The following is a 15,291-nucleotide window of genomic DNA, read 5'->3' as shown; positions in this document are numbered from 1 at the left end:
AACATGAGCATTGATTTTATATTACCAGATATTGGTGAAGGTATCGTTGAATGTGAACTGGTTGAATGGCTAGTAAATGAAGGCGATGAAATTGTTGAAGATCAACCTGTTGCTGATGTGATGACTGATAAAGCCTTAGTGCAGATTCCCGCGATGCATTCAGGTAAAGTTGATAAGCTGTATTATCAAAAAGGTGATATAGCTAAAGTTCACCAACCATTATTTGCTATGACGCCAAATGATGGCAGTACAGCCCAAGCAGAACCCCCTGCGACAGAGCAAACGACAGCTGAGTCAGTAGCTCAAGAAAGCGCGAGTACGGGCACTATTGTTGAAGACTTTATCTTACCCGATATCGGTGAAGGCATTGTTGAATGTGAGGTGGTGGAGTGGTTAGTCGCAGAGGGAGATCAGATTGAAGAAGATCAACCGGTTGCTGATGTAATGACTGATAAAGCCTTAGTGCAAATACCAGCAATGCATGCTGGTACTGTGGTTAAGCTTTATTATAACAAAGGTGAAATTGCTAAAGTACATGCGCCTTTGTTTGCGCTAGAAAGGGTTGGCACTAGCTCGGCGAATACAGCGACCGCAAGCATTACTGAAACCAAACCAGCGACTGCGCCAGTTAAGACAGAAAGTAAAACTGAGCAACCTGTTGCGGCAGCTAAAAAAGTCGTAAATGAAAAGGCAATTGCAAGCCCGGCGGTGCGACGAGTCGCGCGTGAATTAAGCGTTGATATTCATCAAGTGCCAGGCAGCGGTAAGAAAGGCCGTGTTTATAAAGAAGATGTTGTTGCGTTTAATCAAGGTGATAATCAGCAAACTGGTGCAGCGCCAGCGATGACAGCTGTTGCTTCAACCGGTGGTACACGTGTTGAGCCTATTCGCGGTGTGAAAGCGGCGATGGCAAAAGCTATGGTTAAGTCAGTATCGACTATCCCACATTTTACTTACTGTGAAGAGATTGATATGACCAATCTCATGAAGTTACGTGGCGAATTAAAAGAAGTGTATGCCAAGCAAGACATTAAATTAACCATGATGCCATTTTTCATGAAATCAATGTCATTAGCCTTGAAAGAGTTCCCTGTGGTAAATTCACAGCCAAATGAAGAGTGTACGGAATTAACCTATTTTGATGATCATAATATCGGGATGGCGGTTGATTCAAAAGTTGGTTTATTAGTCCCTAATGTTAAACAAGTACAAACTAAGACTATTATCGATTTAGCTAAGGATATTATGCGCTTAACTGAATCTGCTCGTGCTGGTCGTGTCAGTACAGAAGATTTGAAAGGTGGTACGATTAGCATTTCTAATATTGGTGCTATAGGTGGTACCGTGGCAACGCCAATTATTAATAAACCTGAATCTGCAATTGTGGCGCTAGGTAAGTTGCAAAATCTGCCTCGTTTTAATGATAAAGGCGAAGTTGAAGCACGTTACATTATGCAAGTGAGTTGGTCTGGTGATCACCGCATTATTGATGGTGGTACTATTGCCAGATTCAGTAACCTTTGGAAATCATTCCTTGAAGAGCCCTCTAATATGTTAGTGCATATGGCATAATGATACCGCTTTTAGATTAATTAAAGCATTATAAAAGCCTGCACTGCAGGCTTTTTTGTTTCAAACAAGTCGCAAAGGAATGAAACTAGAATGAAAAAATTACATAAAATTACTGGTTTAGTGATGTTATTGCCGTTTATTGCCTGGGCAGTAACTGGCATGTTTTTCTTTATTAAGCCTGGCTATCAAGCTGCCTATCAAGCCATTTCGCCAACACTTTATCCCATTAAGCAAATCATTCAACTGCCAAAGCAGCAGTGGCTAGAAGTTAGGCAAGTTAGAACCGTTTTAGGTGAGCACCTTTTAGTAAAAGATGAAAATGGTTGGCAGCAATTGTCTAGCGAGAATTTTGAGGTGATAGCGCAACCGACAGCAACGCAAATTCGTCAGTTAGTGAATGATGCAATAGCTAAAGATAAAGCCCGTTATGGCGAAATTGCCAGTATTGAAAAAAATGTGGTTAGTACCTCTACAGGAGTGAAAATTACTTTGGACTGGCCGACGATGTCGATGCGGCAAAAAGGTGAAGATACTGACTTTATTAATGCAATGTATGATGTTCACTATTTGCGCTGGACAGGAAACGCTGCGGTAGATAAATACTTAGGCGTGATTGGTTTATCCTTGGTGGTGTTACTCGCATTGTTAGGAGCATGGATGACATTGAAACCATTACCCACTAGATCGGGTAACAACTAGTAGGCCGATAAAAACTCTTGAGGTCTGACCTCTGTCGGTGTATTTTGAATGAAAGCATTAAATGAATAAAGTACGGGTTATGCAGCAAGAATCACTTTTTATTGAAGATGGTCATCATCAATTACATTTAAGACACATAGTGCAAAACCCTGGAGGTGTACCGGTTTTAATGCTTCATGGTACGATAGAAAATGGCAAAATTTTTTATACTCATTCAGGAAAAGGCTTAGCTTGTTATTTAGCAAAGCAAGGCTTTGATGTTTATGTTGCTGACTTTAGAGGAAAGGGGGCAAGCACACCTAACATTGCCGACGACGCTGAGCATGGACAATATGAAGCGATCACCCGAGATATTCCGCTATTTCTTGATTTTATTAGTGAACGTTGTCAACAACCGATGCATGTTATCTGTCATTCGTGGGGAGGTGTTTTGCTTGCCAGTACGTTGGCGCGTTACCCCAAACGATGCCAGCAGGTGGCCAGTATGCTCTGTTTTGGTACCAAACGCTCTATTTATCGAACCTCATTACGAAAGCGCTGGACAGTAGATTTGCTCTGGAATCGAATTGCTCCTTTATTAGCGCGCAAAAAAGGCTATATAGATGCGGTGAAATACAAATTTGGCGCTGATAATGAAACCTTACCGTTTTTACAACAAAGTGTTCAATGGGTGAAACAACAGCCATGGCAAGATCCGTTAGATAGTTTTGATTATCACCAAGCAGCACAAAAGTTACCTTGGCCAAGAACCTGGCATATTACCGGTATTTCGGATCACTTATTAGGGCATCAAGAAGATGTAAAAGCCTTTATTGAAGAGTCCAATCAAGCAGCTGAATTCTCATTGTTATCTAAAGCAGCAGGTAATGCTCTCGATTATGATCATATTGATATTTTAACTCACCCTCATGCGTTAGATGATCATTTTCCGGCCGTTGTCGATTGGTTAACCAACCAGCCTTGATGAGTCAACAATATGCTTAGCTCGATAGCTTTAGTGTAGCCAATGCTTTTGCTCTGCTTTTGAGGTTAATAAAATCAATAGGATCGCGATAGTTAATACGATTGACGGCATGGTGATACTCGACAAACCTAGTACAGAAATAGAATCGATGACAAAAAATGCATAATAATCTTGCACTAAAATAGCGATCAACGACAGCACGAAAAAGCTATTTGCGATTGCTTTTTTCCATAGTAATAAAATACTGCCTAATACGGCGGCAAACACGGCAATTGCAAAGGCTGAATCTGCCCATAATGGGGTGTGAGCATATAGCTCTTGCTCTGCTTCGGGCAATTTGGCTAGCATCTCTGGTGTCATCATAATATGGCTGATAAACGCCATTAGGCCTAGCATATTCCATATTAGCGCTAAGATAGAAATTACTAAAAACCATTTAGGTCGTGAAGGTGTGTTTATATCTGTCATATCATTACTTATGTAGCGTTAAAAATTTGCACTCTATGTCATTGTAGTTAAAAGCAAGCGCTTTACATAGAAATGTATCGTATTTGCTCGACTCTTTAATGACAGGCATAGCTCAGTTGATCCATGTAATTGCCGCACTTAATCTTGAACATCAGTGTTGAAATCGATAATGCATATGACCTCTAATTAATTAAAGGTCGTATGTATTTTGATTCATTATTATCCAATCCTGCGCTTTCTTGTTAATGCTACTAAGCCAAGCATTATAGTGATTATCAGTGAAAAACTGCCGCCATGACTATGGCTTTCACTGTGATATTCAACATAATTTGGATCATAGTCACTACTTTCTAACGGTAGTGCATATAAGTCATTGGTATCATTTGAACTATAAGTTGCAACCACATCGCCATAACCTACTTCATATAAGTCAATCAGTACATCGTAGTGATCTGAGATATATCCTTGATTAAGCGTGGTATAGACTTCGTATTGGTCGTCCTCACTTTCGCCATAAATCATGAAATTATCTGTGGTGTAGTAGTGGACCCAATCACCTCCGTTTTTACTTAGGTATAGCTCAGCATACACATAGGCTTCATCAATAATATCGTGACTATAAACATCGGCATCAAAGGTTACGCTGAAGGTTTGAAAAAAACCGTCCTGATCATAATCTTCAATAAGCTGTACATAACCTTGATAAATATTAAACTCATTATGATACAAGCTGGTTGATTGCTGTTTTTGCGTTTGATTGAGCATTAGCATTTTATTTTTATAGCTAGGCTGTTGCTGATTAAGCGCGATAACTTGTTCTCGTGTTTGTCCTGTTTTTATTGTTTGAGAGCTTTCCTCAGTAACTTGTTTTAATTGCGCTAATGCCTCTGTTTGTTGCCATTGATTTTTTAGACTTCCTGTACTGTTAGTTTCAGCAAATGTTTGATGACTAAACAGTAGAGCTATCGATAAGTAAGTTAGAACAGTATATTTTTTCATGGTGTTATACCTCAATTATTGCGCTGTTGATGCTATTAAAAGAGATGTTGGCTGAACCAAAGCTGAACATTACTGGCTTTTATTACTCGCTCAATGATGTTCAGCAATGGTTCAGTTTACTGAGGTAAAATAGTGTTTCTATGGTATTTCTCTTGGTTTAATGGGTGCAATCTTTTACACTGAAGATATTGATTAAAGTAAGTTTTTAGGAAGGTGAAATGAAGGTGTTAACGCTAATACGTTTGATAGTTATGGTCATTTTTTTGGCATCACTCAATACGTTTAACGCTAATGCATATGAGCCTTGGTCAAATAAGCCCAGCTATGCTATTAACAGCACGCAACAAGCGGCGCGTAAAGTTAAAGCTGTTGTTGGTGGTAAAGTACTAAAAGTTCGCTCAATTAAAATTAATAGAGATCCTGGTTATAAAGTCAAAGTATTAAAAGATAATGGCCACGTCATATCAGTTAAAATTAATGCTAAAACCGGAAGAATATTAAAGGAGTAATTCATGCGAATATTATTGGTTGAAGATGATAAAAATTTACAGAGCCAGTTAAAACAGCAGTTACAGAAAGATAACTACAGTGTTGATACTGCTGATGATGGTGAAATAGGTTTGTATCAAGGCACCGAATATCAGTATGATGCTGCAATTATTGATTTAGGTTTACCTAAAATAGATGGCAAAGAATTGATCAAAACATTAAGAAAGCAAGGAATTGGTTTTCCCATTATTGTGTTAACTGCTCGTGATCGTTGGCAAGACAAAGTTGATGGACTTGACGCCGGGGCTGATGACTATCTTACTAAACCATTTCATCCTCAGGAATTACAAGCAAGGCTAAATGCATTAATACGTCGCAGTGTAGGTCAGGCGAGTCCAGTGATTGAGAATGGCCCTTTTTTGTTAGACACCGCGAGCATGCAAGTTAAGGTGGATGGTCTCGATGTCAGTTTAAGTAGTTATGAATATAAAGTATTTGAGTACTTGATGCTGCATCAAGGGCAAGTTAAATCAAAAACTGAATTGACCGAACATATCTATGATCAAGATTTCGATTTAGATTCTAATGTAATTGAAGTTTTTATTCGTCGTTTACGTAAAAAGCTTGATCCCCAAGGGGAGTATCAATTTATTGAAACCTTACGTGGTCAAGGCTACAAGCTGCGTAAGTTTGATGAAATAGCCTAATTTCTTCCCTTAATGATGAAACCTAAGCAATATTTTAGCTCGCTTAAATCTAGACTGATAATTAGTGCTTTATTAACGGTTCTGGTGTTATTACCAATAGCTGGCGTGACGCTCTTTAATGCTTATCAACAGCATATGAGAGCGAGCATTGAAAACGAACTGGTCGCTTATTCCTATTCTCTTTTAGCCGTTGCCGAAATAGATCAAGGACAGTTACTTATGCCTGAAGCGTTAGCCGAAGAGCGGTTTAATATCAATGAATCAGGCTTGTATGCCTTGATTACGACCAAAGCTGAACCCGCTCAACCTTTGTGGCGCTCTTCATCATTGATGGCTTTGGCTGATCCCCAGCCCGTTCGGTCTCCTGATATTGGTCAAAGAGCGTTTTATCAAGTGACATTGGCAAATGCGCCACATTTTATATACAGTTTTTCGTTTAGTTTTACCAGTGAGCAACAACATTATGATATGACCTTGCACATTGTGAAAGATCAAACGGATCACATGGCATTAATGAGTAATTTCAAACAACAGCTTTGGTCTGCGTTATTTATTTTGATGGCTGTTTTGCTGTTGGTGCAATTTATTTGGTTAAAATGGAGCCTAACACCACTAAGAATTTTAAAGCGTGAAGTTGCTGATGTTGAAAAAGGTAAAGCGAATGAATTAATTGCCGATTATCCTGATGAGTTACAGCAGGTAAAAGAACAAATAAATCTGTTGCTTAACACCGAACAAAATCAGCGCAAACGTTATCGAAATGCTTTATCTGATTTAGCGCATAGTTTAAAAACACCGTTAGCGGTGTTACAAGGCCAAGTCAATATTGATTCCAATGCAGAGTCGAATAAACAAGCACAAGAGCAAATTGATGTGATGAATTTGATGATTGAACATCAACTCAAGCGAGCACAAAGTGCAGGGCAATCTTCTTGGCATTTAGGGACAGAAATCTCCCCTGTACTCGACAAGTTATTAGCGAGCTTACAAAAGATATATCGAGATAAAGATCTTAGCTATCACAGCCAATTATTAACGACACAAGTGTTTAAAGGAGATCAAGCTGATTTACTTGAAATATTAGGTAACTTACTGGATAACGCGAGTAAGGCCGCAACAGCTCATGTTGCTATCACTATACTCGTTGAAAACAATACATTAGTGATGACGGTTGAAGATGATGGTGCAGGAATTGACCATGGGAAAATGGATGAGATCATGTTACGAGGTACCCGCGCAGATACCTATGATAAAGGTCACGGGGTTGGTTTAGCTATTGTGCGTGACTTAGTCTCAAGTTATCAAGGACATATCGAAATTGGTCATTCAGCTCAGTATCAAGGTGCGCAATTTACGTTGACTTTTCCTATCACTTAACCGTTTTTATTACCGGCGTTCATTTTTGTTCAGCCGCCATTCAGTTTACATCACTTATTATTTTGGTCAGAGTTAATTAAAAGGTGATGATTATGAGAATAAAAACACATAAAAGAGCAATACTGCCGTTAGTTGCAACGCTCGTTACCAGTGTCTTATTAAGTCCTTTCACTGCACATGCTGACGCCCGTAACATGTCGGAGCAAGCCGCAGTAATAACGACTGACTTCAATCAAGCAGAGCTTGAGCAAATGTTAGCGCCGATAGCCTTGTATCCTGATACCTTATTAACTCATATCTTAATTGCTGCAACCTATCCAATTGAAGTGATAGATGCTGAGCGCTTTGTAAGGCAGCATGAAGGTGAAAGTGAGCAAGAGCTGATGGCAAAGGCAGAGCCAAAAGATTGGGATCCCAGTGTTAAAGCATTAGTGGCTTTTCCAAGAATTTTGAAAAATTTAAGTGAAGACTTGGGCTGGATGCGAAAGTTAGGAGATGCTTTTTTGCAAGATGAATCTCAGGTATTAGCCAGCATTCAATCGTTACGTCAAAAAGCTGATCAAGCGGGTAATTTAGCGCAAATGGACAATGTCGAAATCGTGCGAGAAAAGCACACCATTGTTATTGAGCCTGCGCATCCAGAAGTTGTTTATGTACCTTATTATGATAGCCGTGTTGTTTACGGCAACTGGCACTGGTCACATTATCCACCAGTATATTGGCATCGTCCTATTCATTATAGCTATTATCATGGACCTTTTTACTGGCATTCAGGAGTGCATATTGCGTTTGATTTTTTCTTCAGTGCTTTTCACTGGAGTGATCATCATGTGGTCAGGCACCATCATAAAAAACGTTATTACCATTCCAACCGAAGAATTGCGACAAGTCATGAGGCGAAACGCTGGCACCATAACCCTAAACATAGAAAAGGGGTGGCGTATCGTAATAAGAAAATGAAACAACGTTATTTAAGCCATCGCCCAAGTCAGGCAAATACTATGGCAGAACGTCATCGTCAGCTCAAACAGGTTAATAAGGCTGTACACCCTAATAAAAAAGGCAAATTTGTTAGTAACAAGCATCAACAGTTTAAACAGCAGATGACGAGAAAGCAGAGCAAAAAGTTTAAAGCTAGCGAAGGACGTAATCATCATTCATTAGCAAAAGTTGAGCGCGGGGATAAGTTTACTTCAACCCCTGGGCGCATTGGAGAAAAGAAACAAATCAAACAAAAAAATTATCAGGGTAAGCAGAAAGTACGTCAAGTTGACAATCGTCAAGACACATGGAAAAAGCAGCCAAGAGTGAAGATGGTTACACCTAAGCGAGAAGTGGAGCGTGCAAAACAAGTCGCGACAAAGCAACGCATAGTAGTGCCTCATAAAAAGCACATTTCACCTGGTGTAGATAACTCGAGAAAGATCAGCAAACCAACTTATCGCGCTCAGGGAGGCCACTCGAACAAGCAATATGCAAGAGTGGCAAACAAACGTTCAAACGGGCATAAATCGGCGGTTAAGCGTCGGGAAAAACATCATTAAAAGCCTGTTGAACGTGATATTAACAATCTTTGCTGCTGGCAAATAGCAAAAGAAGGTTGTTGATAAATGCAAAAGGCCGTAATACAACAATTACGGCCTTTTTTTTGTAGATGTTTACTTATGCAGATTAATAAATTTTACCGTGACCTTTGATCTTGTTCACATCAACACGTGTTGGTGTAATAGAACCGTCAACTAACCCATGTGTGGCGATTGATAAGCTTTCGATGACCTGATGCATTGATTGTAGGTCTAAGCTGGCTAAATCGTCTGATGTTTGATGATAATGCTGATCTTTGTCTAGCTGAGTACTACTAAAACTATGTGCTGGCACTCCTAAGCGGGCTAAAGTGGCATTATCAGAGCGGTAAAATAAGTTTTGTTTAGGGTAGGGATCAGCATATATCTGTGTATTTTTCATTTTCAAGTTTTCATTAAGCAGTTGGCCTAAGTTAGAGCGATCCATACCAGTCATCCACACATTGCCTGCGCCAAATTTTGATGGCTTGCCGATCATTTCGATATTGATCATCGCTACTACATCATCGGGGTTTAATTGTTTAGAAAAATAACGAGAGCCAAAGCCACCAATTTCTTCTGCAGTAAAGGCACTAAACATTAAGGTACGGGCATTATCTGCTTTATTCGCAAAATATTGCGCTAAGTTGATAATAGCCGTGGTGCCAGATGCATCATCATCCGCACCATTGTAGATAACATCGGTGTTGTCTTCTCCAGTAGGAGCCGTACCTAAGTGATCATAATGAGCAGAGTACAGTACGATTTCTTGTTTTTTCTCTTTCCCTGGTAACACGCCGACCACATTGGTTAGGGTTTGCTTGGTAATTGCTGTGCTGGCGTTAACCTTAATGGTATTAATGCTCGTTTGCTCGGTTAATACCATCACAATCGCCCCTTGATGATCTAGGCTTAGTTTATTTAATCCCTGAGCAAAATAGCGACGATAGCCGTTAAAGAGTTTGCTATGCGCAGGGTTAATTAATGCGACATGCTTACCACCTGATTGGTTTATTTGCGCTAAAACCTGACGCATGTTGTCGTCTTTGCCAATTACATGCGTGGTAAATTCTTGGGTATTTTGCCAATCAATTTGCTCTAAAGTACTTGCCATACCGAGGTTTTTGGCTGAAATGGCTTGGCCATTTAAGGAGACAGCTAGCTCTTTGGGCATAATACTAGTGATGGAAAATGTTTGCTTGAAGTTCTTATTTCCTGCCAGTGGCACTAAGCCAATTTCATCAAAGCGTTGGCTAATATATTGTGCGGCAACATCAATATCTTCAGAAAAACTGGCTCGCCCTTTAAGCTGATCACTGGCTAAGTAGCTGATGTCTTGGCTCATGCTCTCAAATGAAATGTTATTGGCAAGGCTTGATGTGGAAAGAAAAGGTAGGCTAAGTGAAACAGCCAATGTTGCAGTATATTTAATTAGTGATCGTTTCATTCATAGTTATCCAAAGCAATTAAGTGGTTGTACTATTAAAAAATCTTACAGATATTGCAACATTGGTCAGTGTAAAAGTATTAAAGGTTATTTAACTTGTTGTAAACATTCCCGTTCAATAAGTAGGCTGTCGTCACCACAAGTTAACCATAATTGCCCATCTTGTATACTCACCTGTAGTTCCATGGTGCGAGTAAGTAACTCTGCCAATTGTTCTATGGCTTCTTCGTCAAATTTTTCGACACATAAGTTGTCGTATTGTCTGAGCTTGTTGTGGTTTTGTTGCCACCAAATATCGAATGAAGATTGATATCCATATAAGATGACTTTATCAGCTTTATGGCAGGCTTTTTTGAGACGTTTTTCTTCAGGCTGTCCAAGTTCAATCCAAAGTTCGATATCATCTTGAAGATTCATCTGCCAAAGCGCGGCTTCATCCTCATCACTTAAGCCTTTACCAAAAGTTAATTGCTCATGAGCATTTAATACAAACGCCATGAGCCGACTCATTAGGCGTAGATCTGTTTCGGATGGGTGTTGGGCCAAGGTTAAGTTTAAGGTGTCATAATAGTTTCTATCCATGTCAGATAAATGGATAGTTGCTTTATATATGGTTGATTTAAGAGCCATAATTGTGTTTCTGAAGGTGTATATAGGAGTATTCTACGCCTGTTTAATGAAATTAGTGAATTATTTTTATGATGAATAGCTAAAATAACATCGATTAATTTAGTTGATAGTTTATTTGATGATAAAGTGAAATAAATTTTGCACTGAGGTTAACCATGACAATTAGTTCTTTTATTCCGCCGCAACGCACGTTAATGGGGCCAGGGCCTTCCGATGTTAGTGCCAGAGTGTTATCTGCCTTAGCTCGTCCTACTATCGGCCATTTAGATCCATTATTTGTCCAGATGATGGATGAAGTGAAATCACTGTTACAATATGCTTTTCAAACAAAAAATGAGTTTACCATCGCGCTATCTGCCCCGGGTTCTGCGGGAATGGAAGCCTGTTTTGTTAATTTAGTTTCTGCTAATGATACTGTCATTGTTTGTCAAAATGGCGTATTTGGCTCGCGCATGGTAGAAAATGTTAAACGCATCGGTGCCAATGCCGTTGTTGTAGAAGGGGAGTGGGGACGAGCAGTCGATCCTACAATGCTAACTGAGGCGCTAGCACAGCATCCAGAGGCTAAATTTGTTGCCTTTGTCCATGCGGAAACCTCGACGGGTGCACTTTCTGATGCACAAGCATTATGTGAAATTGCCCAAGCTCATGATTGTTTAACCATTGTTGATGCGGTGACTTCTTTAGGTGGTGTTGAATTACGTGTCGACCAATGGGGCATTGATGCGGTTTATTCTGGTAGTCAAAAATGCTTATCTTGTGTGCCGGGGCTTTCTCCCATTAGTTTTAGCGAGCGAGCAGTTGAAGTAATTAAACAGCGGCAAACACCAGTACCTAGCTGGTTTTTAGATCAATCGTTAGTGATGGGCTATTGGTCAGGTGAAGGCAAAAGAGCTTATCATCATACCGCACCAGTTAATTCGCTTTATGCTCTGCATGAATCGTTAGTGATGTTGAAAAATGAAGGTATTGAAAACAGCTGGCAACGTCATCAAGAGCAACATCAGCAATTAGCCAAAGGCTTAGCAGCCCTTGGTTTGGAATTCGTTGTACCAGAAAATGAGCGCTTACCACAATTAAACACAGTTTATATTCCTGAAGGTATCGATGATGCTAAGGTACGCAGTTACCTGCTTAATCATTACAATTTAGAAATTGGCGCTGGTTTGGGGAAATTTGCCGGTAAGGCATGGCGTATTGGTCTAATGGGATTTGGCGCCAGCAATGAAAATGTTGCGCTATGTTTAACGGCATTAAAAGATGCCTTAGCAAGTGCTTAATTGTTGTAATTCTTTTCATCTTTTAATTTCATCTTGATTTTTTTGTGTTGTCTTTGACTATCGGCTAGGATTTAATCAAAGACAACAACAAGGAAGTTATGATGAAACGTATCATTATTTGTGCAGACGGTACTTGGAATCGTCCTGAACAGCTCGGCAAGGAACAATATCCGACCAATGTCCTGTTGTTTGCCCGCCATATTTTACCGCAAGATAGCGCCGGTATTAAACAAGTTGTTTTTTATGATTGGGGCATAGGCTCTTATCATGACAATCTCACAGGAGGAGGTCTAGGTGCGGGCTTAGAAAAAAATGTCATGGACGGTTATCGTTTTTTGGTTCATAACTATGATGTTGGTGATGAAATTTTTCTCTTTGGTTTTAGCCGTGGCGCTTACACGGTTCGTAGTTTATGCGGGCTAATTAATAACTGTAGCGTACTAAAAAGTGCTGATGGTCATTTAGTCGAAAAAGCGTTTGATATTTATAAAACGAAAAAGTATTCGCCAAATAGCCCGTTTGCACAACAGTGGCGTGAACATCATGCAATCGCACCTCAAGTAAATATCCATTTTGTCGGTGTTTGGGATACAGTGGGCGCCATGGGGTTGCCTTTTAGTATTTTTGGCCTGATCAAAGATAAGCATTTATTCTATGATCGTAAATTAGGTAATAACGTTAAAACAGTGCGCCATGCATTAGCACTCGATGAAACACGAGATGATTTTGAGCCCACTATTTGGTTACCCAAAAGCAGTGTTGATATTGCACAGGTGTGGTTTTCTGGTGTCCATTCTGATATTGGCGGAAGTTACAAGCCTGATCAAGCAGGAAAACTGTTGTCTGAGATTCCGATGCAATGGTTATTGACTGAAGCTGAAAGCAGTGGTTTAAATTTTGATAATGAAATTCATCAGCGGGCGTTAAAAGCAGAGCACTGTGTTAATGCACGTCAACATAATGAATATAAAGGGAAATATAAATTATTAGGTAAACGTATTAGAGAGATCCCTGCGCAAACAGAAAACCCTACTTATGTACACAGTAGCGTTAAAAAACGTTATCAATTTAACTATCAAAGTCAACCGATAGAAAATTACATTCAACAATACGGCCAGTGGCCACCTATTTGGTGACAGAGCCATGCTTGTTAATTCGTTTGGCTCTGTTGAGTGATAAATTGTTGGCAATCTCCTTGGAAGACGTTATCAATTAAATAATGTATCTTCCATTGGTTGTTTTGTTTCACTAGCTGAATGCTATTGACGCCACAGTGGCTAAGCTTACCATCTAGGTAAAATGCAAAAGGAGCCCAAACACTGGCTAAATTACCGCTTTGCATAATACGCAGCCCAAATAGTTTCTCGTCTAGGTGCTTTTCGGATTGTCCGACAAATTCAGCAAATTTATTAAGGTTAGAAGGGCGGATTGAATTTTCAATAGTTACCCGTTGTAATTGTGCGTTACGGGTAAATTGCGCGAGTAACTTTTCACTGTCATGCGCCCGCATGGCATCAAAAAGCTGGTTAATTGGCTGCATGATTGTTGGATTATTGCTTGCAAAACTATGAAATGATATAAGGGCGAGCAGAGTTAAACTAATAATTTTTTTCATCTTTTAGGCCGTTAGTGGGAAAATACTTTGTTTTTATCGTTTTTTGATGAAAAGGTAAATAGTTTAAAACAATTGTTACTGTAACAAGGTATAATAACTCGGTATTTAGCATTTTTTAGGAGCACACTTTGTCATTTCATGATTTTGGACTAGATAAACGATTAATGTCAAAAATTGAACATCTAGGTTTTACTGAGCCGACAGATATACAGCGTCAGGCTATTCCAATTGCTATGACCGGACAAGACTTGATCGCATCCTCCAAGACAGGATCAGGTAAAACCTTGGCTTTTATCCTGCCCGCTATGCAGAGGATAATGAAAACCCGAGCGTTAACTAAGCGTGATCCGCGGGTGGTGATTTTGACGCCAACGCGAGAGCTAGCTAAGCAGGTGTTTGGTCAGCTAAGGCTTTTTACCGGTGGTTCACAATTTAAGGCGGTTTTAATTCTTGGTGGTGAGAATTTTAATGACCAAGTGAAAACTCTAGAAAAAGATCCTCATTTTATTGTAGCAACTCCTGGTAGGTTAACCGATCATTTAACCAAAGGTCATTTTTATCTCAATGGCTTAGAATTACTGATCTTAGATGAAGCCGATCGGATGTTAGATTTGGGCTTTGCTAAAGAACTGACATTGATCAATAACAAGGCTGATCATCGTAAACGTCAAACGCTGATGTTTTCTGCCACTTTAGATCATGCGCAAGTGAATGAATTTGCCATGGCGCTATTAAACAAGCCCAAGCGTATTGCTATAGGCGCAGCGCATACAGAACATCAAGACATTAATAAGCGCTTTTATTTTGCTGATGATTTAATGCACAAGCAACAATTACTGTCACACTTTCTTGGCAAAGAAAATTTCCAACAAGCTGTTGTGTTTACCGCAACCAGAGCCGATACCGAAAGGTTGGCTAATGAATTAGCACAGCAAAATTATAGTACTGCGGCACTCAGTGGTGATTTATCGCAAGGGCAGCGTAATCAAATAATGGAGAGTTTTGCCAAAGGACAGCAGAAAATTTTGATCACTACAGATCTTGCTTCACGTGGCTTAGATTTGGTCAATGTCTCGTTAGTGATTAATTTTGATTTACCTAAACATAGCGAAGAGTTTGTTCATCGTATTGGGCGTACTGGCCGAGCAGGCAATAAAGGGGATGCTATTTCTTTGATTGGCCCCAAAGATTGGCAAAGCTTTAAGCAGATAGAAAGTTTCTTACAGCAAAGCTTTTCATTTGATAGTGTTGATGGTTTAAAGGCTAAGTTTAAAGGTTTAAAGGCTAAGCAATCGACAAAAGATAAAGTTAAGGCTGAACAAGCGTCTAAGAAAAAACAATCAAAAGTAAAACCGCATAAGCCGAAAGTATCGAAGAAAACTTTTTTTGCACAAGATGCCGGTGATATGCCAGTATTAAAAAGAAAAAAAGCCTTACCTCCTAGTGAGATTGATAGCGAAGAAATACCTGAAGCAGAGTAAT

At 39.6% G+C, this 15,291-nt stretch carries 15 protein-coding genes; 10 read left to right on the top strand and 5 right to left on the bottom strand.

All coding sequences use genetic code 11. From position 1 onward, the window contains the following. Positions 1-3 precede the first annotated feature (3 nt). From IV514_RS06380 to IV514_RS06370, 3 genes are all read left to right on the top strand, one after another. Positions 4-1,572 carry a dihydrolipoyllysine-residue acetyltransferase gene (locus IV514_RS06380; RefSeq protein WP_206484133.1) on the top strand — a complete coding sequence of 523 codons (1,569 nt, stop codon included), beginning with the start codon at positions 4-6 and terminating at the stop codon, positions 1,570-1,572. Between the two features lie 27 nt (positions 1,573-1,599). After that, positions 1,600-2,271 carry a PepSY domain-containing protein gene (locus IV514_RS06375; RefSeq protein WP_346776918.1) on the top strand — a complete coding sequence of 224 codons (672 nt, stop codon included), beginning with the start codon at positions 1,600-1,602 and terminating at the stop codon, positions 2,269-2,271. Between the two features lie 61 nt (positions 2,272-2,332). After that, the gene (locus IV514_RS06370; RefSeq protein ID WP_241242232.1) at positions 2,333-3,235 is read left to right on the top strand and encodes an alpha/beta hydrolase; all 903 of its coding nucleotides are present in this window, start codon (positions 2,333-2,335) and stop codon (positions 3,233-3,235) included. 30 nt (positions 3,236-3,265) lie between these two features. On the opposite strand, the gene IV514_RS06365 is transcribed toward IV514_RS06370, so the two are convergent. Continuing rightward, positions 3,266-3,703, bottom strand: a complete 438-nt coding sequence (locus tag IV514_RS06365) for a hypothetical protein (protein ID WP_206484131.1) — start codon at positions 3,701-3,703, stop codon at positions 3,266-3,268. A gap of 219 nt (positions 3,704-3,922) precedes the next feature. Beyond that, complete coding sequence (locus tag IV514_RS06360) at positions 3,923-4,702, bottom strand: choice-of-anchor H family protein (RefSeq protein ID WP_206484130.1); 780 nt, start codon at positions 4,700-4,702, stop codon at positions 3,923-3,925. A gap of 218 nt (positions 4,703-4,920) precedes the next feature. On the opposite strand from IV514_RS06360, the gene IV514_RS06355 reads away from it, so the two are divergent. From IV514_RS06355 to IV514_RS06340, 4 genes are all read left to right on the top strand, one after another. Continuing rightward, positions 4,921-5,211 carry a PepSY domain-containing protein gene (locus tag IV514_RS06355; RefSeq protein WP_206484129.1) on the top strand — a complete coding sequence of 97 codons (291 nt, stop codon included), beginning with the start codon at positions 4,921-4,923 and terminating at the stop codon, positions 5,209-5,211. Positions 5,212-5,214: 3 nt separating this feature from the next. Beyond that, the gene (locus IV514_RS06350; RefSeq protein ID WP_206484128.1) at positions 5,215-5,898 is read left to right on the top strand and encodes a response regulator transcription factor; all 684 of its coding nucleotides are present in this window, start codon (positions 5,215-5,217) and stop codon (positions 5,896-5,898) included. Between the two features lie 84 nt (positions 5,899-5,982). Next, on the top strand, positions 5,983-7,275 hold the full coding sequence (locus IV514_RS06345; RefSeq protein WP_346776901.1) for an ATP-binding protein: 1,293 nt from the start codon (positions 5,983-5,985) through the stop codon (positions 7,273-7,275). 92 nt (positions 7,276-7,367) lie between these two features. Then, positions 7,368-8,819, top strand: a complete 1,452-nt coding sequence (locus tag IV514_RS06340) for a DUF3300 domain-containing protein (protein WP_241242231.1) — start codon at positions 7,368-7,370, stop codon at positions 8,817-8,819. 127 nt (positions 8,820-8,946) lie between these two features. On the opposite strand, the gene IV514_RS06335 is transcribed toward IV514_RS06340, so the two are convergent. Both IV514_RS06335 and IV514_RS06330 read right to left on the bottom strand, forming a co-directional pair. After that, a complete protein-coding gene (locus IV514_RS06335) occupies positions 8,947-10,284 on the bottom strand; it encodes a M20/M25/M40 family metallo-hydrolase (protein ID WP_206484126.1) in 1,338 nt (445 codons plus the stop codon). 87 nt (positions 10,285-10,371) lie between these two features. Continuing rightward, positions 10,372-10,914 carry a YaeQ family protein gene (locus IV514_RS06330; RefSeq protein ID WP_206484125.1) on the bottom strand — a complete coding sequence of 181 codons (543 nt, stop codon included), beginning with the start codon at positions 10,912-10,914 and terminating at the stop codon, positions 10,372-10,374. A 155-nt stretch (positions 10,915-11,069) separates the two neighbouring features. Here IV514_RS06330 and IV514_RS06325 point away from each other — a divergent pair, with 155 nt between their 5' ends. Then, positions 11,070-12,194 carry an alanine--glyoxylate aminotransferase family protein gene (locus IV514_RS06325; protein ID WP_206484124.1) on the top strand — a complete coding sequence of 375 codons (1,125 nt, stop codon included), beginning with the start codon at positions 11,070-11,072 and terminating at the stop codon, positions 12,192-12,194. A 98-nt stretch (positions 12,195-12,292) separates the two neighbouring features. After that, positions 12,293-13,330: a DUF2235 domain-containing protein gene (locus tag IV514_RS06320; protein WP_206484123.1), complete on the top strand. Its 1,038-nt coding sequence runs from the start codon at positions 12,293-12,295 to the stop codon at positions 13,328-13,330. Between the two features lie 14 nt (positions 13,331-13,344). Here the strand turns inward: IV514_RS06320 and IV514_RS06315 are convergent, their stop codons facing one another. Continuing rightward, a complete protein-coding gene (locus IV514_RS06315) occupies positions 13,345-13,809 on the bottom strand; it encodes a hypothetical protein (protein ID WP_206484122.1) in 465 nt (154 codons plus the stop codon). A gap of 128 nt (positions 13,810-13,937) precedes the next feature. On the opposite strand from IV514_RS06315, the gene IV514_RS06310 reads away from it, so the two are divergent. Next, entirely contained in the window at positions 13,938-15,290 is a 1,353-nt protein-coding gene (locus IV514_RS06310) for a DEAD/DEAH box helicase (RefSeq protein ID WP_206484121.1), read from the top strand. The last annotated feature ends 1 nt before the right edge of the window (position 15,291 follow it).

Origin of the sequence: Thalassotalea sp. G2M2-11, from assembly GCF_017168195.1 — a bacterium.
Classification (GTDB): Bacteria; Pseudomonadota; Gammaproteobacteria; order Enterobacterales; family Alteromonadaceae; genus Thalassotalea_E.
The sequence above is the reverse complement of the archived record's forward strand: the minus strand, read 5'-3'. Positions and strand labels throughout refer to the sequence as shown.